The sequence below is a fragment of the Kribbella sp. NPDC050820 genome (genome assembly GCF_040653975.1).
Lineage (GTDB): Bacteria > Actinomycetota > Actinomycetes > Propionibacteriales > Kribbellaceae > Kribbella.
This window is the reverse complement of the sequence record NZ_JBFAHB010000055.1, coordinates 39,264-63,583: the sequence shown is the minus strand read 5'-3', so window position 1 is coordinate 63,583 and position 24,320 is coordinate 39,264. Positions and strand designations below refer to the sequence as shown.

Annotated in this window: 23 protein-coding genes; 4 read left to right on the top strand and 19 right to left on the bottom strand. The window is 69.3% G+C overall.

Features of this window, described 5'->3' with window-relative positions:
• Positions 1-303: 303 nt before the first annotated feature.
• The 7 genes from AB0H36_RS34465 to AB0H36_RS34435 form a co-directional block, all read right to left on the bottom strand.
• Positions 304-1,011 carry a uracil-DNA glycosylase gene (locus AB0H36_RS34465; protein WP_360533453.1) on the bottom strand — a complete coding sequence of 236 codons (708 nt, stop codon included), beginning with the start codon at positions 1,009-1,011 and terminating at the stop codon, positions 304-306.
• Between the two features lie 19 nt (positions 1,012-1,030).
• Positions 1,031-1,582, bottom strand: a complete 552-nt coding sequence (locus tag AB0H36_RS34460; RefSeq protein ID WP_360533450.1) for an AAA family ATPase — start codon at positions 1,580-1,582, stop codon at positions 1,031-1,033.
• Between the two features lie 53 nt (positions 1,583-1,635).
• Positions 1,636-2,109, bottom strand: a complete 474-nt coding sequence (locus AB0H36_RS34455) for a YcxB family protein (protein ID WP_360533447.1) — start codon at positions 2,107-2,109, stop codon at positions 1,636-1,638.
• Between the two features lie 149 nt (positions 2,110-2,258).
• Complete coding sequence (locus AB0H36_RS34450; RefSeq protein WP_360533444.1) at positions 2,259-2,822, bottom strand: DUF1990 domain-containing protein; 564 nt, start codon at positions 2,820-2,822, stop codon at positions 2,259-2,261.
• On the bottom strand, positions 2,822-3,676 hold the full coding sequence (locus tag AB0H36_RS34445) for a YndJ family protein (protein WP_360533441.1): 855 nt from the start codon (positions 3,674-3,676) through the stop codon (positions 2,822-2,824). Before AB0H36_RS34445 ends, AB0H36_RS34450 begins: the two co-directional genes overlap by 1 nt.
• Positions 3,673-4,695, bottom strand: coding sequence for an LCP family protein (locus AB0H36_RS34440; protein WP_360533438.1), 1,023 nt, complete (start codon positions 4,693-4,695; stop codon positions 3,673-3,675). The genes AB0H36_RS34445 and AB0H36_RS34440 overlap by 4 nt, the downstream gene beginning before the upstream one ends.
• Before the next feature lie 83 nt (positions 4,696-4,778).
• The gene (locus AB0H36_RS34435) at positions 4,779-5,582 is read right to left on the bottom strand and encodes a helix-turn-helix transcriptional regulator (RefSeq protein ID WP_360533435.1); all 804 of its coding nucleotides are present in this window, start codon (positions 5,580-5,582) and stop codon (positions 4,779-4,781) included.
• 73 nt (positions 5,583-5,655) lie between these two features.
• Here AB0H36_RS34435 and AB0H36_RS34430 point away from each other — a divergent pair, with 73 nt between their 5' ends.
• Positions 5,656-6,447: a phytanoyl-CoA dioxygenase family protein gene (locus AB0H36_RS34430; protein ID WP_360533432.1), complete on the top strand. Its 792-nt coding sequence runs from the start codon at positions 5,656-5,658 to the stop codon at positions 6,445-6,447.
• Positions 6,448-6,608: 161 nt separating this feature from the next.
• Positions 6,609-6,902, top strand: a complete 294-nt coding sequence (locus tag AB0H36_RS34425) for an HU family DNA-binding protein (RefSeq protein WP_360533429.1) — start codon at positions 6,609-6,611, stop codon at positions 6,900-6,902.
• Here AB0H36_RS34425 and AB0H36_RS34420 read toward each other — a convergent pair.
• Positions 6,899-7,831, bottom strand: coding sequence for a superoxide dismutase (locus AB0H36_RS34420; RefSeq protein WP_360533426.1), 933 nt, complete (start codon positions 7,829-7,831; stop codon positions 6,899-6,901). The two genes, AB0H36_RS34425 and AB0H36_RS34420, sit on opposite strands and share 4 nt — an antisense overlap.
• A gap of 111 nt (positions 7,832-7,942) precedes the next feature.
• Positions 7,943-8,878 (bottom strand): SMP-30/gluconolactonase/LRE family protein, encoded by a 936-nt coding sequence (locus AB0H36_RS34415; RefSeq protein ID WP_360533423.1) that lies wholly within the window; start codon positions 8,876-8,878, stop codon positions 7,943-7,945.
• Positions 8,879-9,013: 135 nt separating this feature from the next.
• Here AB0H36_RS34415 and AB0H36_RS34410 point away from each other — a divergent pair, with 135 nt between their 5' ends.
• Positions 9,014-10,969 (top strand): M13-type metalloendopeptidase, encoded by a 1,956-nt coding sequence (locus AB0H36_RS34410; RefSeq protein ID WP_360533420.1) that lies wholly within the window; start codon positions 9,014-9,016, stop codon positions 10,967-10,969.
• Positions 10,970-11,233: 264 nt separating this feature from the next.
• Here the strand turns inward: AB0H36_RS34410 and AB0H36_RS34405 are convergent, their stop codons facing one another.
• Complete coding sequence (locus AB0H36_RS34405) at positions 11,234-11,377, bottom strand: hypothetical protein (protein WP_360533418.1); 144 nt, start codon at positions 11,375-11,377, stop codon at positions 11,234-11,236.
• 574 nt (positions 11,378-11,951) lie between these two features.
• On the opposite strand from AB0H36_RS34405, the gene AB0H36_RS34400 reads away from it, so the two are divergent.
• Entirely contained in the window at positions 11,952-12,554 is a 603-nt protein-coding gene (locus AB0H36_RS34400) for a hypothetical protein (RefSeq protein ID WP_360533415.1), read from the top strand.
• A 104-nt stretch (positions 12,555-12,658) separates the two neighbouring features.
• Here the strand turns inward: AB0H36_RS34400 and AB0H36_RS34395 are convergent, their stop codons facing one another.
• From AB0H36_RS34395 to AB0H36_RS34355, 9 genes are all read right to left on the bottom strand, one after another.
• The gene (locus tag AB0H36_RS34395; protein WP_360533412.1) at positions 12,659-14,185 is read right to left on the bottom strand and encodes an aminopeptidase P family protein; all 1,527 of its coding nucleotides are present in this window, start codon (positions 14,183-14,185) and stop codon (positions 12,659-12,661) included.
• A 36-nt stretch (positions 14,186-14,221) separates the two neighbouring features.
• Complete coding sequence (gene panD, locus AB0H36_RS34390) at positions 14,222-14,644, bottom strand: aspartate 1-decarboxylase (protein ID WP_360533409.1); 423 nt, start codon at positions 14,642-14,644, stop codon at positions 14,222-14,224.
• Positions 14,645-14,760: 116 nt separating this feature from the next.
• Positions 14,761-16,953 carry an MMPL family transporter gene (locus AB0H36_RS34385; RefSeq protein WP_360533406.1) on the bottom strand — a complete coding sequence of 731 codons (2,193 nt, stop codon included), beginning with the start codon at positions 16,951-16,953 and terminating at the stop codon, positions 14,761-14,763.
• A gap of 81 nt (positions 16,954-17,034) precedes the next feature.
• Positions 17,035-17,733, bottom strand: a complete 699-nt coding sequence (locus AB0H36_RS34380; RefSeq protein WP_360533403.1) for a response regulator transcription factor — start codon at positions 17,731-17,733, stop codon at positions 17,035-17,037.
• Positions 17,636-18,952: a sensor histidine kinase gene (locus AB0H36_RS34375; RefSeq protein ID WP_360533400.1), complete on the bottom strand. Its 1,317-nt coding sequence runs from the start codon at positions 18,950-18,952 to the stop codon at positions 17,636-17,638. The genes AB0H36_RS34380 and AB0H36_RS34375 overlap by 98 nt, the downstream gene beginning before the upstream one ends.
• Before the next feature lie 83 nt (positions 18,953-19,035).
• Complete coding sequence (locus AB0H36_RS34370) at positions 19,036-20,457, bottom strand: FGGY family carbohydrate kinase (protein ID WP_360533397.1); 1,422 nt, start codon at positions 20,455-20,457, stop codon at positions 19,036-19,038.
• The gene (locus tag AB0H36_RS34365; protein ID WP_360533394.1) at positions 20,444-21,841 is read right to left on the bottom strand and encodes a trehalose-6-phosphate synthase; all 1,398 of its coding nucleotides are present in this window, start codon (positions 21,839-21,841) and stop codon (positions 20,444-20,446) included. Before AB0H36_RS34365 ends, AB0H36_RS34370 begins: the two co-directional genes overlap by 14 nt.
• A 6-nt stretch (positions 21,842-21,847) precedes the next feature.
• Entirely contained in the window at positions 21,848-22,849 is a 1,002-nt protein-coding gene (locus AB0H36_RS34360) for a Gfo/Idh/MocA family oxidoreductase (RefSeq protein WP_360533391.1), read from the bottom strand.
• A complete protein-coding gene (locus AB0H36_RS34355) occupies positions 22,840-24,243 on the bottom strand; it encodes an amidase (RefSeq protein ID WP_360533388.1) in 1,404 nt (467 codons plus the stop codon). Before AB0H36_RS34355 ends, AB0H36_RS34360 begins: the two co-directional genes overlap by 10 nt.
• Positions 24,244-24,320: the final 77 nt, after the last annotated feature.

Below are 24,320 nucleotides of genomic sequence, written 5' to 3'. Positions count from 1 at the left end.
CCTCTCGCGTATCGAGGGAGAAGGCACAACACCACCGGATATCCCCTCGCGTGGGCTGAGTCGGGGAGCGTCGCCGGGGGCGCGGGGGGCGGGACGCTGGCGGCGGCGCGGGAGTGGGGCGTGGGGCGCGGGGCCGTGACGCTGCTGCGGTGCGGCGAGATCGGCGCGAGGGCTAGGGAGGCGCTGGCCGACCGGGGCGGTGCCCTGCGCGAGGGGTGGGGGAGGTGCCAGACGACTGGGGCGGCGCCTTGCGCGAGGGCTACGGGAGGCGCCGGCCGACTGGGGTGGCGCCTTGCGCGAGGGTTAGGGGAGGCGCCAGTCGACCGGGGCGGCGCCTTGTTCGGCGAGGAGGGCGTTTACTCGGCTGAAGGGGCGGGAGCCGAAGAAGCCTCGGTCGGCGGACATGGGGCTGGGGTGGGCGGATTCGACGTACGGGGTGTTGCCGAGCATGGGCTTTAGGGTTTGGGCGTCGCGGCCCCAGAGGATGGCGACGAGCGGGCCGTCGCGGTTCACGAGGGCGTGGATTGCTTGCTCGGTGACGGTTTCCCAGCCTTTGCCGCGGTGGGCGCCGGACTTGCCGGGTTGGACGGTGAGGACCCTGTTGAGCATCAGCACGCCCTGGTCGGCCCAGGGGGTGAGGTCGCCGTTCGAGGGGGCCGGTACGCCGACGTCCGCCATCAGCTCGCGGTAGATGTTGGCCAGGCTTCGCGGGATCGGGCGCACGTCCGGCGCGACCGAGAAGCTCAGGCCGACCGGGTGTCCGGGTGTGGGGTACGGGTCCTGGCCGACGATCAGCACCTTCACCTGCTGCAGCGGTCGCTGGAACGCGCGCAGGACATTCTCGCCCGCCGGCAGGTACGGCCGCCCGGCCGCGATCTCCGCGCGCAGGAACTCGCCCATCTTCGCGACCGTGTCCTCGACCGGCGCGAGCGCCTCCGCCCAGTCCGGCGCCACCAGATCCGTCAACGTCTTGGGACTCACCCGCCACAGTCTCGCAGCACCGACCCCCATCCCGCATCCCGGGTCGCTGTCAGTTCACGACGGCGCGGTGGCCTGCTTCGCGGACGATGTGGTCGGCGGTTTGGTCGGGCGTCAGCGACGAGGTGTCCAACCACCAGCCGGCGTCGCCGAGCTCGCGTTTCATGTCTGCTTCGAGGGCCTCGTAGCCGTCGAAGTCGAACCGGTCGCGCGGATCCCTGATGGTGTTGCGGTACTGGCAGACGTCGATGCCGGGTGCAAGGACGATCAGCAGGACCCGTCGGGTGGTGAGGCGATCGAGGAAGAAGTCGAGCTTCGCGCGGGACGGGATCATCGCGTCGATCAGGGGCGTGAAGCCGGCATCGGAGAAGTTGTTCGCCAGCGCGCACAGGTTGCGGTGCAGGAGTTCCACTTGGCGCGCCGCTTCGTCGGCGGGCTCGCCCAGCGCCCAGACGAACCCGTTCACGATCATCGCGTTGAACTCGTCGCCGTCAAGCCGTGCGGAACGCTCCAGCCGCTGGGCAACCAGCCTGGTCACAGTCGACTTCCCGGCCCCAGGCATCCCGGTCACCAGCAGACAGTCCGCCGTACCAACGCTGTTCATGGCCGGCCATCGTGCCAACCCGATCACAGCCCGGCAATCGCATTTTGCGTTCGCTAGGCAGTGGTTCGTGGCTGTGCGCCCTTGATCAGCCGATGTCGGGCCAGAACCTCCCGGATGGCCTGCCGGTCTGCTGAGCCGAGTGCGTGCTTGGGCACGTGGAGGAGTCCACCGCCGGGGAACCGCAGCACCCAGTGCCGCTCGGTCTCCCTGCAGTGGGTGATGGCCTCCCAGGCAACATCGAGGTTGGTCAGACGTGTGCGGATGTTGATGCCTTCATCGGTCACGAGATAGGTGTACGTACGCCCGTACTTCCGCGACCGCAGATGCGTGACCGCGCCGCGCAGTTCAGGCGTGAGGCCGGCCACCACCGCGACGAGGAGGTACGGGACGGGGAGGTCGAAGGCGATGACCCAGACGAGGTAGCCAACGCCGAGCAGCCGGAAGAACCAGGTGAACCCGGGCGATTGGCGCCTCGAGTTCCGCACGCGATCCCAGACGTTCACTTCGACAACGGCACTGATGTTCATCGAGGCCTTCCCACCGTAGGTGTGCCGCCGAAGCCTAGCGCGGGTCGGCCGATCGACTTGTCGTGTTTGCGTGTCGGTCAGCCGCAGGTCTTGTCGGCCACGGTACAAAGGACGCGGCCCCGCAAAGGTATGAGCTTGCGGGGCCTTTGCTATGGGGTGGCGAGGCGGCGGAGGGCGTTGGCGTAGCGGTGGGCGGCTTGGGTTTGGGCTTTGCGGGTCAGAGGGCCGGGGAGGCGGGTGTACCAGGTGGCGGGGCGGCTGTAGGCGCGGATGGTGATGTGGATGCCGTCGGGTTCGCGGGTGACTACGAAGGACTCTTCGCCGGAGGCGGGGTGGCCTTGGAGGGTGCCGTAGGCGAAGCCGATGCGGTCGGGCTCGTCGACGGTCCAGACGACGCGGCAGGGGACCGGGAGGCCTAGCTGGCCGATCGGCAGGGCGGTGCGGAGGCGGCCGATGAGCATGCCGGCGCCCAGGCGGCCGAGGGTGTTGGTGCCGATGGTCGCGGGGGTGTCGGTGGCGGTCATCGGCAGGCCTGCGGTGCGGTGCATCCGCCAGGTCAGCAGGGCCTCGCCGGCGCGGCGGAACACCTCATCGCCGGCGCCGAGCCGGGCCTTGTACTCCATCCGGTGGTAGCCGGGCGGCGTCTCGTCGTACCGGGTGGATCCGACCACGTCGTACGAGAACCGCAGGCTGTCCAGGTCCTCGAGCTTCATCACGTTCCTTTCCCGAGTCGTCGCCAGGCCAGTACCCCGCAGAGCGCGAAGCCGACCGCATTCGCCAGCCCGTGCGTGGCGACCATCCACTCCAACGGTAGGTAGGGCGTCGCCACCACATGACCCAAGGCCCAGGTCACCGCCAGCAGCATGGTGACGACGAGCACGGCGGCGGAGACGACGAGCAGTACGGCGGTCGCCCGGTCGGCCGCACGTGATCGGCGCCAGAGGTTCCACCCGACCAGCCACATGCCGGCCGTCAGTACGGCGGCCCCGGCGAGCTCGACCGGGTCGCCGAGGAAGAACCCGAGCAGCACGATGCCCGTGCCGACCGGCACGCTGATCGCGGCTGCCTTGGTCGAAGTCGTCGCGTCGCCGGCGACGAGGTAGGCGATGAGCGCGGCCGCGAAGCCGGCGAAGTGGAAGTGCGCGACGGTGAGCGAGAGGACCGTCAGGTTGAAGCCGAACAGTGCGTACGACGATCGTTCGGCGACCAGCGCGAGTGCGGCGATCGACGGGGTCGCGAGCGCGGTGTAGAGCGCGATCTCGCGCGGGTGCAAGCGCTTGTGCCGCAGCAGGTCGCGGACGGCGAGTGCAATCAGGACGAGGGTGCCGGCCAGGTAGATCGATGCCAGGGCGATCGATGCCGGGCCGCGGGGGAGCCAGAGCGAGATCACGCCGGGCACTGCGAAGAAGAACCACCAGCGTTGGCCGTCGATTCGGACCGCCCGCCGCGTCAGCGCGAGCCGCCCGGGCGACAGGGTGACGTCGAGCCGCCGAGGTAGCAGGGTGAGCCCGAGCGGGACGATGACGAGCATGCCCAGGCTCACCACTGCATGGACGAGCGTGATCAACTGCTCTTCAGGCCGCTGGTGTTGTCCTCCTTGAGTGCCTTGAACAGGGCCAGCGCCTTGGTCCGGTCCCAGCGCACGCCGATGCCGTCCTGCGCCGTCCGGTAGCTGTCGTCGCCGATCGGCACGGTCAGCGTGACGCCGCCGCTGCCGGAGATCGCCCGCATCCCGAGCGCGAACTTGCCGAAGTCGAACAGCCCCATGTCCTTGTCCACAGTCAGCGCGTCGACGCCCTTCGTCGAGACGTTGTAGAAGCGCACCGGGTTCAGGAACGTCGAGGGCGACGCGACCTTCTTCGCGACCGCGCCGACCATCTGGCGCTGCCGCTCCACCCGGCCGAAGTCGTTCTTGCCGTCGGCCTTCCGGGAGCGGACGTACCCCAGCGCGTTGACGCCGTCGAGTTCCTGGCAGCCGGCCGGCAGGTCGATGTGCGCGTCGTCGTCCTTCATTGCCTTGGGCAAGCACATTTCGATGCCGCCGACGCCGTCGATGATCGAGGCGAAGCCGCCGAAGCCGATCTCGACGTAGTGGTCGATCCGCAGCCCGGTCGCGCCCTCGATGGTCTGGATCAGCAGCGCCGGGTTGCCCTTGCCGATCGCGTACGCGGCGTTGATCTTCCGCTTGTTCTTCTGGCCGGGGACGTCGACCACGCTGTCGCGCGGGATGCTCAGCAGGACGGTCGGGCCGGACTCCGGGACGTGCATCAGCATGATCGAGTCGGTCCGGGCGCCGGCCTCTCCGCCGGTGTGCAGCCGGGCGCGCTCGGCCCGGCTGAGGTCGTCGCGGCTGTCCGAGCCGACCATCAGGTACGTCGTTCCGGGTGTGTCGGCCGGCCGGTCGCCGGTCGGCATCGCGTCGATCTTGTCGATCCGGCTCCACGCGTACAGCGGGACCGCGATCAGCATGAGGACGAACAGCAGGACGATCAGTCCGACGGTCCGGAGGAACCAGTTCCGCTTCTTCTTCGGCTTGGCCGGCGGCCGGTTCACGTAGCGCGGGTCGATGGGCTGCGGTTGACTCATACCCACGACCGTATCGGGGTTCGGTGCCGCGCACGTCACCCCACTGAACGGTTCTACCGGTCAGAAAGTCGATCGCGCCTCCTTCAGAAGGAGGAAATCCGGCCGGAAATCGAACCAGAGCGCCGGAACGCGCGCGGTGACAAGCCGACACGAGCGGTGAACAACCGGGTGAAGTAGGCGGCGTCGTCGTACCCGACCTGCCGTGCGACGGCTGCGACGGACAGATCCTCCTCGGCCAGGAGAGCCTTAGCCGTGTTGAGTCTTGTGGTCAGGACCAGTTCTTGCGGCGTGGAGCCAGTGGTACGGCGTACCGCCTCGCGCAACTGTCTCACGGTCAGTCCCAGCTCTGCGGCATAGTCCTGAACGCTCAGCGGCCTGCATGCCAGCGCGGTGAGCTGTGCAGCCACGTCATCGTCAGGTGGCGGTGCAGCCTGCGCGATGAGGTCATAGAGCGCAGCAACAGTCTGTACGGCGTTGTGCGCGGTGCTGACGCGCAGCAGCCGAGTAAAGGCGCGGTCGACGGGCCGTGGATCGGAGTAGCGCCGTACTGGCTGGCTGGGATCGAGGTGGCCCAGTGTGGTGAGTGCTGCGGTGGCTGGGCCGCTGAAGAGCGTCCAGGACTGCCGCCAGCGCGTGGTGGGCCGGTAGCCGTGCAGCACGCCCGGGTAGAGCCAGAGCATGGCCGGCGCATGTATCTCGGACAGTTGGCGGTCTGGGCCGTGCAAGAGGTGGCCGCGTCCCTCCTTGATCCAGACGAGGGCGTGACAGCCGAGGGCGCGTTCTGGGGTGGGTCCCTTTGGGTTCTCCTGCTCGCCGACACCGAGGCAGAAGAGTCCAAGTTCTCGTTCAGGGATCCCTGGAGTCAGGTAGGTCGACCAGTTCGGCACGTGACAAGAGTCCAAGAAATGGGTCGTCGGTGTCCATTCCAGTTGTCGGCCGTCGCCGGGTGGAATGGGTGGTGTGCTGACTTCCAACGGATATGTGCTGGACGAGTCCGACCGCCGGCTCGGCGAGCTGAGCGTCGTACCGGACCGGGAACGCAGGGACTTGCCGCGGTTGCAGGAGCGGCTGCACGAAGACGGATACCTGTATCTGACCGGGCTGCTGGATCCCTCGACCGTGCTGGGGTTTCGGCAGCACTACTTCGGGCTGACTGGTGGCGTCACCGATCGGGCGTCGTACCGGAGGGTGCTGTTCGACCAGATCGTGCCGGGGCCGGAGTACGCCGCCTTCTGCACGCAGCCGGCGCTTCGCGGGTGGTTCGAATGGTTCCTGGGTGCGGAGACGTTCCTGCACCGGCGGAAGATCATCCGGCAGACCGCGCCAGGTGAGAACGGCATCGGTACGGCGACACAGGCGCACTACGACCTGGTGTACCTCAGAGGAGGCAGTGACCAGGTGCTGTCCGCGTGGATCCCGCTGGGCGACTGTCCGGTCGCCCGCGGCGGCCTGACGTACCTGGAAGGCAGTCACCACCGCGTGCTCGAGGAGGAGGCGTCAGGACTGCGCAAGCGGCCGGCTGCGTCGATCACTGCGGACCTGCCGGGGCTGGCGGACGAGTACGACGCGCGCTGGCTGGTCACCGACTACGCAGCTGGTGACGTGGTCATCCACACCGCGCACACCGTCCATGCGGCCCTCGACAACGTGTCGACGGACATGCGGTTGTCCACCGACATCCGCTACCAGCGGGCCGACGACGCGATCGACGGTCGCTGGCAGAACCACTGGCACGACCAGGACGGGCTGTGAGCCTCATCGACGACCACAGAGGCGGCAAAGTTCCCGTGATGCCGGGGTTGACCGAAATGCGGATGCTTCTCGCTAACGACAATCATTTCGGTTAAGGTGCTGGCGATCGACCGGTACGGCGGCTGAGGTGCCGTCCCGGCGGCACGAGTCTGAGGAGAGCCGTGAATCGCAGCGAGCTGGTCGCCGGCGTGGCGCAGAAGGCGGGCATTCCGCGGAACCAGGCCGAGAAGGTCCTCGACGCGCTGGGCGACGTCGTCACCGAGGCGGTGCACAAGGGCGACAAGGTGTCGCTGACCGGCCTGCTCAGCATCGAGCGGGTGATGCGTGCGCCGCGCACCGGCCGCAACCCCCAGACCGGCGAGCCGCTGTCCATCCCGGCCGGCTACTCCGTCCGGTTGTCCTGCGGCAGCCGTCTGAAGGCCGCGGCCCGTGGCGACCTGCGCACTATCTCCTAGCGCCGTACTGCGGTCACCCAGTACGGCGTGTCCGGTGTCGGCGGGGTGTTGAAGCGCGCATTCGGCAGATAGAGACGCTTGCCGAAGGCGGCAACCGTGGTCGGGATGTCGAAGTCCGGACTGGTGATCGTGCGGACCAGCGTGCCCCGAGTGCCGGAGCTGTTGAGCTTGACGACCGCGACCTGGTTGAGCTGGTTCTGCACGACGTACAGAGTCCGGCCAAGCACCAGCAGGCCGTCGCCGTTCGTCATCAGTGCGCCGCCGAGGTCGACTCGCTTCGTCACACCGGTCCAGGGGTTCACCTTGAACAGGAAGCCGGTGCTGGACTGCACGACGAGCAACGCGCGGCGGTCCGGCGTCAGTGCGATGCCGTTGAGGTTGAACCCGGGCTGGTGCACGTAGTCGCCGGTCAGCGGGATCGTGCGTACGGCGGACTGTGGAGCCAGCTGGCCGTGCTTGCCGAACGGCACCATGTAGAGCACCGGCTTCTGCGAGTCGGTGAACCAGGCGGCACCGAAGCCGAGGATGACGTCGTTGACGAACGTCGGCGCCGTCGCGAACGTGTACGTCCTGAGGATGTCGCCGCTGCGCGAGTCGACAACGCGGGCGTTGCCGGCCGGGCCGCCGGATACCCACAGCCGGCCGCGGTTGTCCACCTTCAGCCCGACGGACGGCGTACCGGGACCCTGGCTGATCACCTCGCCCTCGCCGGTCCGCAGGTTGGCGGCGTAGATGTCCCCGTCGGCGCGGGAACCGAAGTAGGCGATGCCGTTGCGGATCGCGATGCCCTCCGGCAGGAAGGCGTTGGGTAGCTCGATTCTGGTCGGGAACGACTTGGCGGCGTGGGCCGAGGCCGGTGTGGTGACCAGCCCGAGGATCAGCGCAGGCAGCGCGAGGGTGATCCCCAGTCGGCGAACAAGGCGTGGCATGAGCAGGTTCCTCCCCGGTGTCTGCCGCGGAGTCGGCGCAGTGCCCCAGACGGCCGACGTGCGGCTCGTTGTGCCTTCAACTTATGACAACGAGCCGCACGCGGGAACGGTTCAGCGCTGGACGGCGGTCACCCAGTACGGCGTGTCCGGAGTCGGCGTCGTGGTGAAGCGAGCGTTCGGCAGGTACAGCCGGGACCCGAAGGCTGCCGCAGTGGTCGGTACGTCGAAGTCCGCGCTGGTGATCTCGCGGACCAGCTGTCCCTCGGTGGCGGACGGGTCGATGCTGAGTACGGCGATCTTGTTGAGGCGGTTCTGGACGACGTAGAGCGTCGTACCGATGACGAGGATGCCGTCGCCGTTCGTCATCACGGCGCTGCCGATGTCGATCTTGCGCGTCGCGCCGGTGCTGGCGTCGACACGGAACAGCGAACCGGTCGACGACTGGACGATGATCAGCGCCTTGCCGTCCGGGGTGAGCGCGATGCCGTTGGCGTTGTTGACGTCCGGGACGTGCTGGTAGTCGCCGCTGTACGCGATGGTCTGGACCGCGGACTGAGCGGGCAGACTGCCGTCGCGGCCGAGCGGAACCTTGTAGAGGACGGGCTTGCGGGAGTCGGTGAACCAGGCCGCGTCCTTGCCGACGATGACGTCGTTCACGAAGGTCGGTGCGGTCGTGGTGAAGGTGTAGCTCGCGAGCACCGTTCCGGTGCGGGTGTCGATGACGCGGCCGTTGCCACCGGCTGCGCCGGCGACGAACAACCGGCCGCGGTGGTCGACCTTGAGGCCGAGCGAACCCGTTCCGGGTCCTTCGGTGATCACCTTGCCCTGGCCGGTCTTCAGGTCGGCGGCGTAGATGTCGCCGTCGAGTCGCGAGCCGAAGTACGCCGTGCCGCGGGCGATCGCGATCCCTTCCGGCTGGAAGCCGTTCGGCAACTCGATGCGGGTGGGGAACGTGGTCGTTTGCGCGGAGGCCGAGGTGCTGACGAAGCCGAGCATCAGCGCCGGGACGCTGAGGACGGCGGTGAGCCTACGGACGAGGCGTGGCATGGGCGGGGGTCCCTCCTGATCCGATGTGTTTACCAGATCAACGGTAGGGGCCTGTGGATAGTTCAGAGCGGTCGCCGAGGACACCGGGTACTGTCGCTGACAGCAACATCAGGCGAACTCAGGCAAGGGGCTGGGATGACTGCAGGGATCGACATTTCGGGTCTGTCCGAGACGGTGCGGCCGCAGGACGACCTGTACCGACACGCGAACGGGCCGTGGCTGGAACAGCACGAGATCCCGGCGGACAAGGCCATCTACGGCGCCTTCCACGCGTTGTCGGACACCGCCGAGCAGGACGTCCGCGCGATCGTCGAGAAGACCGTCGCGGCCGGGCATCCGGAAGGCAGTGAGGCGCGCAAGGTCGCCGACCTCTACAGCAGCTTCATGGACACCGAGACGATCGAGCGGCTCGGCGCCGAGCCGATCGCCGACCAGCTCGCGCTGGTCCGCGGGATCGCCGACACCGGCGACCTGGTCGCCGCGCTCGGCACGCTCGAGCTGCAGGGCGTGTCCGGCGTGTTCCACACCTGGATCGACGCCGACGCGAAGAAGTCCGACGAGTACATCGTGTACTTCATGCAGGGTGGGATCAGCCTGCCCGACGAGTCCTACTACCGCGAGGACACGTTCGCCGAGATCCGTACCGCGTACGTCGCGCACGTCGCGCGGATGCTCGAGCTGGCCGGACTGCCCGACCCGGCGGGAGCCGCCGAGCGGATCATGGAGCTCGAGACCCGGATCGCCTCTGGGCACTGGGACCGGGTCAAGGATCGCGATGTCACGCTGACCTACAACAAGCTGGACCGGGGTGGGCTCGACGAGCTGACTCCCGGGTTCGACTGGTCGCGGTGGCTCGAGGGTGCCGGCGTACCGGCGACTGCTGTCGAGCAGGTCGTCGTACGCGAGCCGGACTTCTTCACGGCGGCCGCGGGTGCGCTGAAGGAGGTCGAGCTCGAGCGGTGGAAGGAGTGGCTGAGCTGGCGGATCGTGCACGACGCGGCGCCGCTGCTGAGCTCAGCTTTCGTCAATGAGAACTTCGCCTTCTACGGCAAGACGCTGACCGGTGCGCCTGAGCTGCGCGAGCGGTGGAAGCGCGGTGTCGGCGTGGTCGAGTCCGCGCTGGGTGAGGCGCTCGGCCGGCTGTACGTCGCCGAGCACTTCCCGCCGGCGGCGAAGGCCCGGATGGTCGAGCTCGTGGCCAACCTGGTCGAGGCCTATCGGCAGCGGATCGACGCGCTCGACTGGATGGGGCCGGAGACTCGGCAGCGCGCGCTGGACAAGCTCGCCGCGTTCGTGCCGAAGATCGGCTACCCGGACAAGTGGAAGGACTACAGCGCGCTCGAGACCGACCCGGCCGACCTGTTCGGCAACGTGCGGCGGTCGGTCGCGGTCGAGACCGCGCGTGAGCTGGCCAAGCTCGGGCAGCCGGTGGACCGGACCGAGTGGAAGATGACGCCGCAGACGGTCAACGCGTACTACAACCCGCGGATGAACGAGATCGTCTTCCCGGCGGGCATCCTGCGGCCGCCGTTCTTCGACCTGGACGCCGACGACGCGGTCAACTACGGCGCGATCGGCGCGGTGATCGGGCACGAGATCGGCCACGGCTTCGACGACCAGGGCTCGCGGTACGACGGCGACGGCAACATCAACGACTGGTGGACCGACGACGACCGGGCCGCCTTCGAGCAGCGCACCGACAAACTCGTCGCGCAGTACGACGCCCTCTCGCCGGCCGAGACGCCCGGCCAGCACGTGAACGGCAAGCTCACCCTCGGCGAGAACATCGGCGACCTGGGCGGCCTGTCGATCGCGTACGTCGCCTACGAGCTGTCTTTGGACGGCGCCGAGCCCCCGGTCATCGACGGTCTCACCGGCAGCCAGCGGTTCTTCCTCTCCTGGGCCACCGCCTGGTCCACCAAAACCCGCCCCGAAGAAGCCGCCCGCCGCCTCGCCATCGACCCCCACTCCCCACCCGAGTTCCGCTGCAACGCAGTCGTCAAGAACATCGACGCCTTCCACACCACCTTCAACACCACCGACTCCGACACCATGTGGCTAGCCCCCGAAAACCGAGTCCGCATCTGGTAACTCGACCGGTTTCGGCCTACTGGCAACCCGGCAGCTCGCCGTCTCAGCGCGGCGGGCTTGCCGGGGTCTAGTCGATCGTGCGGTTGGCCTGTCGTGGAAGCCGATGGCTCGGACACCCACCAGAACCCCGAGCGGGTTGGTAGCCGACTAGCCACCTGACAACCACCACCCGATAGCCCGGCAGTCCGGCGTACCAATCAACCCACAAGCCCACCCCACACGCGATGAGCCGCCGGCCTGCATTCGGTAGTGCGCCGGCCCGCCTCACCAGCCACCCCGGTGGTTGGGCTGACCACCAGCAACCCGGAGGCCGCGAGGTACGGCGGTGCCCCGCGCGGATTCACCGAGTACGACGGCGATCCGCGCGGGTTCACCGAGTACGGCGACGGCCCGTCGAAACAGCTGCACCGCTTCGGCAGCCCCCTGAAGCCGGAGATCCTGCGACCAGCAACCCCGGTGGCCTGTGCGGGTTCACGCCGTACGGCGGCGGTCCGTCGAGACAGTTGCTCCGGTTCGGCTGGTCGCTGGAGCCGGTGGTCCTGCGACCAGCGACCCCGGTGGACTGTGCGGGTTCACGAGGTACGGCGGCGGCCCCCTGCGGGCAGGCAGTACGGCGGTTGCCCGTGCGGGTTGAACGGGTATGGCGGTGGTCCGTTGAGACAGATGCTCTGGTTTGGCTGGCTGTTGAAGTTGGTGGTCCGGCGACCAGCGGTCTCGGTGCTCCCACGACCTTGCGTGAGGTGCGTGGTGTGCTTGCTGGGGAGCGGGGGTGGGTGCACGCTGTCAGTGGCCGCTCTGGTTTTGCGCGGCGGACGCGGATTCTGGTGCCCGGCATCTCCGATCCGGCCGGGCCGCGGCAGTGGGAGGCGGGATGGACGAGTCACAGGCGCTTCGGCGTGCGGGGTGGGCTGGGGCTGCTTCGGTTGTGCTGCTTGTTGTTGGGGTGGCGCTGGGGGCATTGGTTGGCGTTGACGCGCCAGGTATGTCGGACGCCGCCATACTCGAGAGGATCGACGACGGCGCGCGGCAGACTGCGGCCGGGATTGGGCTGCCGGTGCTTGGCGCGGGGGTTGCTCTGCTGCTCTGGTTCGTCGTCGGGCTGCGGCGGGTTCTGGATCGGCTGTCGGGCGGTGACCCACTTGCGCACGCGACCGTGCCGGCGGCGGCGCTGTTCGGCGGGCTGCTGATCACCGGGGTGTCGCTCGACGTGTCGAGTGCGGTCACGGCATGGTCGGACGAGTTCACTCCCGATCCGGACACCGCCCGCGTGCTCGGCACGGCGGGGCTCGCCGTCGCGCTCACCGGGTTGGTCGGCGGCGCGGCGCTGGTCGGCGTGACGACGCGGATCGTCCAGCAGGCACGCGCCTTGCCGAGGTGGGCCGTGCGGCTGTCGTACTTTGCCGCCGTGCTGTGCCTGTCCGGCTTCTGGAGTGGGGGTGTGGCGTCCGCGGTCTTCATGCTGTGGCTCATCGGAGCCGTCATCGGCGTGCTCCGTGCGGCGCGGCGGACACCGCCGACGTCGGCTGTCCCGGCGCAGGACGCACCGGCTCCAGAGGCGGTCCGCCCGCCTCCGACAACCAGCTGACGCCGGGACACGTCCTGAGCAGCGCTGGCGTCACAACCTGGCATCCCGCCGCCAGCGCCCGGCAGCTCGCGGCCGTTGGCGTTGAGCTGCCGGGTTGGTTCGGGTCAGGAAGCCATCCAGTTTTGGAGGGCTTCTACTTCGCGAGGCATGGCGTCTGAGAGGTTCTCGGTGCCGTTGTCGGTGATGAGGATGTCGTCTTCGATGCGGATGCCGATGCCGCGGAGGTCTTCGGGGACGGTGAGGTCGTCGGACTGGAAGTAGAGGCCTGGCTCGACGGTGAGGACGTAGCCGGTCTGGACCTGGCCCTTGCGGTACTTCTCCTCGCGTGCGGACGCGCAGTCGTGGACGTCGAGGCCGAGCATGTGGCTGACGCCGTGCAGGGTGTAGCGCTGGTAGAGCATGCTCTCCGGGTCGAGCGCCTCCTCTGCGGACACCGGCAGCAACTCCATCGCGTCGAGGCCGTGCACGATGACCTCCATCGCGGCCTCGTGGCCGGCGCGGAACGCCGCACCCGGCCGGAGCGCAGCGATCCCCGCGTTCTGCGCGTCGAGCACCAGTTGATACAGCTCGCGCTGCCGCGGCGTGAACTCACCACTGACCGGCAGCGTCCGAGTGATGTCCGCGGTGTACAGCTGCCGGTTCTCCACACCCATGTCCAGCAGCATCAGCGTGCCGTCGTCGACGGTGCCGTCGTTCTCGATCCAGTGCAGCGTGGTCGCGTGCGGTCCGGCGGCGGCGATCGAGGTGTAGCCGACATCGTTGCCCTCGGCCCGGGCCCGGCGCCAGAACGTGCCCTCGATCCAGCGCTCTCCGTACTCGCGGACCTTGTCCATCTCGGCGAGTACGTCGGAGAAGCCGCGGTGCGTGATCGCGACGGCGTTGCGCAGCTGCTCGATCTCGAACGGGTCCTTCACCAGCCGGAGCTCGGACAGCGTCGCGGCCAACTCCCGGTCCTTGGCGGCCTCCGTCTTCGTGCCGCTCAGCAGCGCGGCGATCGACTCGTGCTCCGCGCGCCGTACCCGGGTCGGTAAGTCGCCCTTGAGCGCGTCGGCGAGACCGTCGACGTGTCGGGTTTCGATGCCGAACTCCTTGGCGGTCTCGGTCAGCGACGGGCGCCGGCCGGCCCACAGCTCGCCGTACATCCGGTCGCGCCAAAACTCCTCGCCCTGGCCGCGGTCGGCGCGCGGGCGGAAGTACAGGATCGCGTCGTGGCCGCTGGTGCCGTTCGGCTCGAGCACGAGCACCGAGTCGGAGGTCTGGTTGCCGGTCAGCCACACGTAGTCGGTGTGCGGGCGGAAGACGAAGTCGGTGTCGTTCGACCGGACCTTGTACGTGCCGGCCGGGATCACCAGCCGCTCGCCCGGGAACGCCTGCGACAGCGCATCCCGCCGCTTCGCCGCCCACACGCCGACGTCGCTGAGCGTCACGTCCTGTCGCTCGGAGTCGGCCCACCCCGAGTTCATGAACGCCCGGAGCTTCGGGTTCGGCTCGTTGTCGTGTGACGCAGTCTTCGGCGCCGACTCGTCAGCCGCGGCGGCACCAGCGCCGGCGTTGGCTGCAGTGGTGGTCTCCGGAGCGGTGTTCTCGGCTGCGGTCGTCTCGGCTGCGGTGGTCTCGGTCGTGTCCGTCATCGTCGACCAGTCCTCGTCTCGGCGCGGGGCTGTAGTTCAGCGCTGGTTGTGCAGTTGGTCGCCGCGGAGCGTGCCGCTGTCCGGCAGCGCCTCGGCGGGGTCGGAGCCGATGCGAGTGATCGCATTGTGCTCGTCCACGAAGACTACGCTCGGCTCGAACACCTTCGCCTCCGCGGTGTCGAACATCCCGTACGCGATCAGGATCACCAGGTCGCCGGGATGGATCAGGTGCGCCGCCGCCCCGTTGATCCCGACCACCCCGGATCCGCGCGGCCCTTCGATCAGGTACGTCGACAGCCGGTTGCCGTTGGTGATGTCGACGATGTCCACCTTCTCGCCGGGCAGCAGGTCCGCCGCGTCCATCAGTTCGGCGTCCAGCGTGCACGACCCGACGTAGTCCAGATCCGCCTGCGTCACCGTCGCCCGGTGCACCTTCGACTTCATCATCTCGCGCCACATGCCCGCCATGATCCAGCCCGCCCACCACCCCGTCAGTAACCCCCATCACCCAACAAGTTAACCCGCCCGCCAGACGTGGCCGGCCTGGGCGATGGCTCGCCCAGGCCGACCGGGCGCTAGTGGTGGGTGAGCTCGGGTTGTCGGGAGGCAGGCGCGGCGGTGGTGGTGCGGAGGGAGTCGCCTTCTACGTCGACGTTGGGGAGGAGGCGGTTGAGCCAGCGGGGGAGGTACCAGGCGGAGCGGCCGAGGAGGGCCATGACGGCGGGGACGATGGTCATCCGGACGAGGAAGGCGTCGATCGCCACCGCCAGGGCCAGGCCGAAGCCCATCTCGCGGATCAGGGTCTGGCTGGACAGGATGAAGCCGGAGAAGACGGCCGTCATGATGACCGCGGCCGCGGTGACCACGCGGGCGCCGTGGGCGAAGCCGTCGACGACCGCGGTCCGGGGCTCGGCGCCGTGGACGTGTTCCTCGCGCATCCGGGTGACCAGGAAGATTTGGTAGTCCATCGCGAGGCCGAACACCACGCCGATCAGGAAGATCGGCAGCATGCTGATCACCGGTCCGGTCTGCCCCTCGATCCCGAACAGCCCGGCCAGCCAGCCCCACTGGAACACCGCGACCACCGCACCGAACGTCGCCGCGACCGTGAGCAGGAAGCCCAGCGTCGCTTTCAGCGGCACCAGCAGCGAGCGGAACACCAGCATCAGTAGCAGGAACGCGAGCCCGACCACCAGCAGCAGGTACGGCACCAACGCATCGCCGAGCTTGTCCGAGAAGTCGATGCTGATCCCGGTCGCGCCCGTCACTGCGACCTCGGCGCTGTCGTTCTCCGGCAGGCTCCTGATCGCCTGCACCAGGTCGCGCGTCTGCGTCGTCCCCGGGCCGCTCGACGGGATCACCGTCAGCAACGCCGTGTCCCCGGCCGGGTTGAACGTCGGCGGCGTCACCATCGTGACGTCCGGCAGTGCACGTACGGCGGTCGCCGTGGCGTCGGCCGCCGTCCGCGGATCGGCGGCCCCGCCGGCGTCGACCACCACCATCAGCGGGCCGTTGAAACCAGGCCCGAAGCCCTCGGAGAGCAGGTCGTAGGCCTTCCGCTGAGTGGAATCGGGAGCCGCCGTGCTGTCGTCCGGCAGACCGAGCTCGAGGTCCGTCGCCGGGATCGCCAGCGCGCCGAGGCCGATCACGGTCACCATCAGCACCGCCACCGGCCGCCGCGTGACGAACCGCGCCCAGCGACGCCCGGCCGTCATCCGCCCGGCCGCCTCGGGATCACCGGCCCGCAGCCCCGGGATCCGCCCGCCGAGCACCCGTCGCCCGGCGAAGCCCAGCAGCGCCGGCAGCAAGGTCAGCGCGATCGCAACGGCCAGCACGACGGTGAAGGCGGCCGCCAGCCCCATCTGGGTGAGGAATGGGATGTCGACGATGAACAGCCCGGCCAGCGCGATCACCACGGTCAGCCCGGCGAACACCACCGCGGACCCGGCCGTGCCCACCGAGCGGCCGACCGCCTCCTCGGGTTCCAGCCCGGTGCTCAGCTCGTGCCGGTACCGCGACATGATGAACAACGCGTAGTCGATCGACACCGCGAGCCCGATCATCAACGCCAAAATCGGCGTCCCGGAGCCGATGTCGATGAAACCGGTCGCGGCCGTGATCGCGGTGACCCCGATGCCGATCCCGATGATTGCCGACAGCAACGGCAGGCCGGCGGCGATCAGCGAGCCGAAGGTGATCAGCAGCACGACGGCAGCCACGCCGAGCCCGATCACCTCGGTCAGGCTCTGCTCGTCCTGCACTTGCATGGCGTCACCGCCGTACTCGACCGTGAGACCGGCGGCGCGCGCCGGCTCGACCGCGGCGGCGACCGCCTCCTGGGCCTCAGGCGTGACCTCTTGCGCGGTCACGTCGTACGTGACTTGGGCGTAGCCCGTGCGGCCGTCGGCGGAGATCGCCTTGGCGGTGAACGGGTCGAGGACGCGGGCGACCTGTGGCGCGGCCTCGATCCGGCCGAGGGTCTCCTGCACCTCCGCGGTCGCGGCGGGATCAGTGAGCTTCTGCCCGTCCGGAGCCCGGAAGACGATGCGTGCGGTCCCGGCATCGGCGCCGGCCTGCGGGAAGCGCTCGTTGAGCAGGTCCGCCGCGCGTTGCGACTCGGTGCCCGGGATCGAGAAACCGTCGGCGGTCGAGCCCGACAGGGTGGCCGCGCCGGCAACGCCGGTGGCCAGCAGACCGAGCCACACCAGCACCACCAACCGGCGCCGGCGGAAAGCGAACCGGCCGAGCCGGTAGAGGAAGGTAGCCATGCCGCCGATCGTTCCGGCCGAGCGTTGTAGCCCGCGTCGGTCAGCCGTGGGCTTCTCGACGTACTGCGGACGCCGTACGGCCTACTGCGTTTGCGGTACGTCGGTGGCGGCAGTCGTCCCGGGACGGACCAGGCCGGTCTGGTACGCGACCACCACCAGTTGTGCGCGGTCGCGGCAGTCGAGCTTCACCATCGCGCGATTGACGTGCGTCTTCGCGGTCGAGGGGGACAGCACCAGGCGTTCGGCGATCTCGTCGTTGGTCAGGCCGAGGGCGACCAGGCTGACGATCTCGCGCTCCCGGTCGGTGAGGACGTCGAGCGCGGACGGGCCGACGTCCTGCCCGATCCGGGGCTCGGCCAGGAAGCGGTTCATCAGGCCGCGGACCGCCTTCGGGGACAGCAGCGCGTCGCCGCGGGCGACCACCCGGATCGCGTTGATCAGCTCGGCCGGCTCGACGCTCTTGCCGAGGAACCCGCTGGCGCCCGCCCGGATCGCCTCGAAGACGTACTCGTCCACCTCGAACGTGGTCAGGATCAGCACCTTCACCCCGGCCAGCGCCTCGTCCGCGGTGATCTGCCGGGTCGCGGCCAGGCCGTCGACCTCGGGCATCCGGATGTCCATCAGGATCACGTCGGCGCGCTCCGTCCGGGCCTGCTCAACCGCTTCCCGGCCGTTCGATGCCTCAGCAACGACCTCCAGATCGGGTGCTGAGTTCACCAGCACCCGGAACCCGCTGCGAATCAGCGTCTGGTCGTCGGCCAGCAAGACCCGGATCGTCACTCACATCTCCCGTCTCGAGAGGAAGCACAGCATGGACGCCGAACCCGCCCCCGGGCTCCGGTCCGGTGCGCAGGTCCCCACCCACAGCCGACACCCGCTCCCGCATCCCCACGAGACCGTGCCCGGCGCCGAGGCCGACCGGAGCGGCTGCAGGTGGGGTGGTTGCGCCGTTGGGGCTGGGCGGGGCGGTGTTCGTGATGTCGATCGCCAGGGCGCCTGGGCGGCGGGCCAGCTGGAGGTGGGCGGTGGCGCCGGGAGCGTGTTTGAGGACGTTGGTCAGGGACTCCTGGACGATGCGGTACGCCGTGAGCTCGATGACGTCGGGGAGGTCGCCGAGGGAGTCGGGGAGATGCCAGTCGACCTCGACGCCGGCGGCGGTGAAGGAGGCGATCATGGCGCCCAGCTCGTGGAGTGATGGGGTGGGCGCGGTCGGCAGGGACGAACCGGAGCGGCGGAGGATGCCGAGCAGGACGGTGAGCTCCTGCAGCACCGTGCGGCCGCCGGAACGGACGAGGGCGAGTGCTCGCTCGGCTTCCTCCGGCTGGGTCCTCAGCACGTGGGCGGCGACGCCGGACTGCACGTTCATCAGGGCGATGTGGTGCGCGATGACGTCGTGCAGCTCGTGGGCGATGCGGAGCCGCTCCTCGATCACCCGGCGCTGGGCCTCCTCCTCGCGTGACTGCTCCGCGCGCAGCGCTCGCTCCTCCAATTCCTGTTGCAGGGCGCGCCGGTACCGCACGGCCTCCGCGACCGCGCCCGCGAACAGCACCAGGAACATCAGGCCCAGGTTGTCGAGCACGTTGCCGTCGGAGACCGGCGCGTCCGCGACCAGGGTCACCAACGCGACCACGCAGACAGCGATCGAGCGGGTCCGGCGGTCCTTCTCCATCACGACCGTGTAGACCGCGCAGGCCATGAACAGCACGATCGGGCTCTTCCCCTGCTCGACGATCAGGTAGGTGGTCGTGACGACCGTGGTCACACCGAGCACGACGAGCGGCGCGAGCCGGCGGAGCGCGAGCGCGATCGCCGCGACGACCGTCAGCACCACGACCGTCGGCGTCAGCTGGATCCGCTCGCCGACGTGCCGGCTGCCCGGCACGATCAGGTTGAGGGCCAGCAGGGTCAGTGCGAGGCCGTGATCCAACGCCAACGGGTGCCACTTGAAGTCGCGGCAGAACCGCAGCAGCGCGCCCATTCCCTCACAGTACGTGGTCACCCACCGAAACCACGTCTGCCAGCGGCTGTATCCGCGCCGTACCGCAGGTGTAGTACGGCGCCGTACCGCAGGCGGCGTACAGCTCAGAGAGCAGATGCCTTGACGGCTAGCTCGCGGAGGGCTGCGTAGCGCGGGCGCAGCTCGGCTACTCGCGACACCTCGGCGGCGACCGGCGTCAGGCGCTCGCCACCGGGCGCGGGGGACAGGCCGAGAGCGACTGCGGCCGCACCGCGGGCACCGACCTCGGCCTCGGCGCAGACAGTGGTCGGACGGGCGAACGTGGCCGTCAAGCAGCGCCGCCACCAGGCCGACGCGTCGATCCCGCCACCGCCCAGAACCACCGAGAGCTCACGGTCGAAGAGTGCGTCCAGCATCCGCAGCCCGAGGTCAATCTCCAGCGACGCGCCCTGCAACGATGCCGCCAGCAGGTCCTCACCGCTGTCGTCGAACGACAGCCCGAAGTACGCCCCCGACCCGCTCGGCACCGTCGCCGGCGGCCGAGTCCCCGCCTGGAACGGAATCGCGATCACCCGCGATGACCCGATCTCCACACCGCGAGGCTCCTCGTGCTCCAACTGCAGTACGCCGGTCAGCCAGGCGTGCAGGTTGCCCGCGGCCGAGAAGGCCATCCCGGTCACCGCACGCTCGTCGTCCACCCGGTACTGCCACAGCTCCCACGGCAGCTCCGGCGCGTCCGCGATCGGGTGGACCACGCGTACGGCGGCCGACGTCCCCACCGTCACCGCCGCAGTCGTCTCGTCGTACCCACCGGTCCCGACGTTCGACGCGGCGCCGTCACCCGTCGGGGGATGCACCGGTACGCCGACCAGCGCCGGCCACCGGCGTCCGAACTCCGAAGACAACGACCCGGTCCACCCGGACGCGACGATCGACGGCAACTGGTCGGCCTTCGCGCCGGCGATCTCCAGCGCCTCCTCGTCGTACACACCCCGAGCAAGGTCGAGCGTCCCCGTCCCGGACGCAATCGACACCGAGGTCACCCGTTCGCCCGTGAGCCGCTCCAGCACCAGATCAGGCAGACCGGCGAATCCAGCCGGCGAGAGCTCGGAGAGCAGCCAAGGAATCCGCCGCGTCCAGTAGAGGCGGTGCAGCCAGGACCCGGTGCGCGCGTGGAAGCTGTGCTCGTCGAAGGACGAGCCGAGATCCAGGTGCACGGACCGGGTGTCTGCCCAGGTGATCACCGGCGTCAGCGCCGCGCCTTTGTTGTCGAGGGCAACGATGGAGTGCCACTGCGAGGAGAGCACGATCGCGCCGATGTCGTCGAGGTGCCCGTTCTGCTGGAGCTCGTCCAGGCAGCCGAGCAGGCCCTCGACGTACTCGTGCAGGTCCAGCGTGGCCGACCCGCCGGTCGCGTACGTCGGCGAGATCTTGTAGCGCGCCAGCGCACCCGGGATCGGGGCCGCGTCGGCGGCTGACAGCACCAGCGCGCGGGCAGACGACGTACCGAGATCGAGTGCGAGGACCCGGCCGTCAGTCTTCGTCATGCAAGGCCTTCAGGAAGCTCGCGGCCCAGACGTTCACGTCGTGTGCGGCCAGGTGCTTGCGCATCGCCTTCATCCGGCGGCCGAGCTGGCGGTCGTCGGTGTTCATCGCGTCGACGATGGTGTCCTTCATCCCGTTGATGTCGTGCGGGTTCACCAGGAACGCCTGCCGGAACTCGTCCGCAGCACCGGCGAACTCACTCAGCACCAGGGCCCCGGTGTCGTCGTACCGGCAGGCGACGTACTCCTTGGCGACCAGGTTCATGCCGTCGCGCAGCGGCGTCACCACCGCGACGTCCGCGGCCCGGAACAGCGCGGCCATCTCGGTCCGCGAGTACGACGTGTGCAGGTAGTTGATCGCGGGTGTGCCGATCCGGCCGTGCTCGCCGTTGATCCGGCCGACCAGCAGCTCGATCTCGTCCCGCAGCACCCGGTACTGCTCGACCCGCTCCCGCGACGGCGTCGCCACCTGCACGAACACGGCGTCGTCGACCGAGACCCGCTTCTCGTCCAGCAGCTCGCCGAACGCGCGCATCCGCTGCCGGATGCCCTTGGTGTAGTCGAGCCGGTCCACGCCGAGCAGGATGTGGGCCGGGTCGCCGACCTCGTGGCGGATCTCGGCAGCGCGGGCCTCGGTCTCCGGCTTGCGGGCGAGGTCCTCGAGCTCGCCGACGTCGATGGAGATCGGGAACGCCTTGGCCCGGACGATCCGGTCGTCGGGCAGGTGGATCCGGTCGCCGCGGGTACGCAGACCCATCCGGTTGCGGGCCAGCCGGGCGAAGTTCGACGCGGCGCCGGGCCGCTGGAAACCGACCAGGTCCGCGCCCATCAGCCCGTCCAGGATCTGCCGCCGCCACGGCATCTGCGCGAACAGCTCGGTCGGCGGGAACGGGATGTGCAGGAAGAAGCCGATCCGTACGTCGGGACGCAGCCGGCGCAGCATCGCCGGGACGAGTTGCAACTGGTAGTCGTGCACCCACACGTCGGCGCCGTCGTCGGCGGCCTCCGCGGCGGCCTCCGCGAACCGCCGGTTCACCGCGACGTAGGACTCCCACCACTCGCGGTGGAACTCGGGCGCCACGATCACGTCGTGGTACAGCGGCCACAGCGTCGCGTTCGAGAACCCCTCGTAGTACAGCCGCACGTCCTCGGCGGACAGCAGCACCGGCACCAGGTGCATGCCGTCGTTGTCAAAGGGATCGAGCTTCTCGTCGGCGCTGCCGGTCCAGCCGATCCAGGCCCCGTGGTGACGCTGCATCACCGGGGCCAGCGCGGTCACCAGACCGCCTGGGCTGCGGCGCCACGCCGTACTGCCGTCGGGCATCTCGATCCGGTCGACCGGCAGCCGGTTGGCCACCACTACGAAGGAACTGCGTCCGTTCGGCATATTTTCTTATCCACCCAGGTCTTCGTTGTCACCGGGGTACCTGACCCCGATCTGTCTACGGGTCTCGTCGAGCAGCTCGAGGATCTCGATCGTCGCGGCATGCGGCAGGGACGGCACCTCGACGAGACCATGACGCAGCGCGCGCATCACGTCGGCCGCCTCATAGTGGTACCCAAGGCCATGCATCGGGACGTCGATCCGCTCCTCGCCGGCCGCCGTACGGCGCACGTAGTACTCGGGGTGGTGGAAGCGGTGCGGGAGCAACAGGCTGCCGTCCTGGCCGCTGATCGCTGCTGTCCACGGGTTCTGCGAGCGCAGGCCGCAGGTGAGGGCCGCGACCGCGCCGGAGTCGTACCGCCAGGCCATCGCAACGTTGAGGTCGACGCCGTCCTCGTTGAGTGCGCCGACCGCCTTGATCTCGGCGGGCCGGCCGAGCGCCAGGTAGGTGAAGGTCATCGGGTAGATGCCGCCGTCCATCAGCGAGCCGCCGCCGAGGGCGGGGTCGAGCAGGCGGGCGGGCAGCGACGGCTTGTGGAAGGCGAAGTCCGCGACCACCTGCTGCGGCTCGCCGATCACGCCGCTCGCGAGGTCCGCGAAGACGGCCTGGATCACGGGGTTGGTCCGCATCCACATCGCCTCGGCGAACAGCGTCTTGTGCTCGGCCGCGACGGCGACCAGGTCACGCGCCTGCTTGGCGGTCAGCGTGACCGGCTTCTCGCAAAGCACCGCGATCCCGGCCTGCAGCGCGGCCCGGGCGACGGCGTAGTGCTGGGGGTGCGGGGTCCCGATGTAGATCACGTCGACGGTGCCGGAGTCGAGCATCCGGCGGTAGTCGTCGTACGCGTGCTCGATGCCGAACTCGGCGGCGAACCGGTCCGCGCTGTGCTGGGCCCGGGACGCGACCGCGGTCACCACGGCATCGTCGGCAAGTAGCTTCAGATCCCTCGTGAACGACGTGGAAATGTTGCCGGTAGCAACGATGCCCCACCTGACGCGGTCTACACCCACTGTGTGAACTCCGGGGTCGGGAACGGTCCGTCTGCACTGATTCTCGCGGTTTCAAAGGCGTGAGCCAAGCGAATGAGGGTGGCATCACTCCGGCCGGTGCCACTGAACGTGATCCCGACCGGCAGTCCGGCGACCAGCCCGGACGGCACCGAGAGCAGCGGGTAGCCCGCCAGTGCGGCATGCGAGGACGAGCTGCCGAGCACGTGGTCGCCGTTGACCAGGTCGATGGTCCAGGCAGGGGAGTACGACGGGGTGACGAGGGCGTCGAGCTGGTTGTCGCGGAGCAGGTTGTCGATGCCGTCCCGGCCCGCCCGCAGCGCCGTCAGCCGCGCCGCCACGTAGACCGGGGAGCTCAGGCCGTCGGTCGTCGCCGCCCGCTCGAACAGCTCCTGGCCGAACCACTGCAGCTCGACGTCCGCGTGCTCCTTGTTGAAAGCGATCAGATCGTCGAGCGTGCGCGGGCCGCCGGGAGCCCGAGTGGCCAGGTACGAGGCCAGGTCGACCTTGAGCTCATGGGCTAGCACTTGCAACTGGTCCTCGTCGCCGCCTGGGCTCGGTAGCGACAGGTGGTCGACCAGCGTGGCGCCGCAGCGGCTGAGGATCCCGAGCGCGTGCTCGGTGACCTCGTCGAGCCCGGTCGAGTAGCCCCACAGCGGACCTCGCGGTACGCCGATGCGCACATCACTGAGGTCCGTGCCACGGCAGTGCTCGGTGTAGTCGGTGCTGCCGCCGGTCAGCACGGTCAGCAGAGCTGCAGCCTGTTGGACCGTCTTCGTCATCGGCCCGGCGGTGTCCTGCGAGTGCGAGATCGGCACGATGCCCTGCTGCGGGATGAGTCCGACGGTGGGCTTCAGGCCGACGATGCCGTTCAGTGCGGCCGGGCAGACGATCGAGCCGTTGGTCTCGGTGCCGATGGCGTAGTCGGCCAGTCCTGCGGCGACCGCTGCGCCCGATCCGCTCGAGGAACCGCCGGCGGAGCGGTTCAGCGCGTACGGGTTGCGGGTCAGGCCGCCGTACGCGCTCCAGCCGGAGGAGGAGGCGGAGCCGCGGAAGTTGGCCCACTCACTCAGGTTGGTCTTGCCCAGTACGACGCAGCCGGCCTCACGCAGCCGTCGTACCAGCGGGGCGTCGTGCAGGGGTGGCGGCTGGTCGGCCAGCGCCAGCGAGCCGGCTGTGGTCGGCAGGTCGGCGGTGTCGATGTTGTCCTTGACCAGGACCGGTACGCCGTGCAGCGGCCCGCGCACCCGCCCGTCGTCACGCTCGGTGTCGAGGCGGGCGGCGTGGGTGAGAGCGGCGGGATCAGGGGTGCAGATGGAGTTGACCAGCGGGTCGACCTCACGGCTCCTGGCCTGCAGCTCTTCCACCAGCGCCAGACTGGAGAGAGTTGAGCTCACTTGATCGATCCTGCCAGAGTTGACCGGGTCCGGCTGCCGCGTCAGCGACACGGTGTGTGTCGCTACCTGCGGTGAAT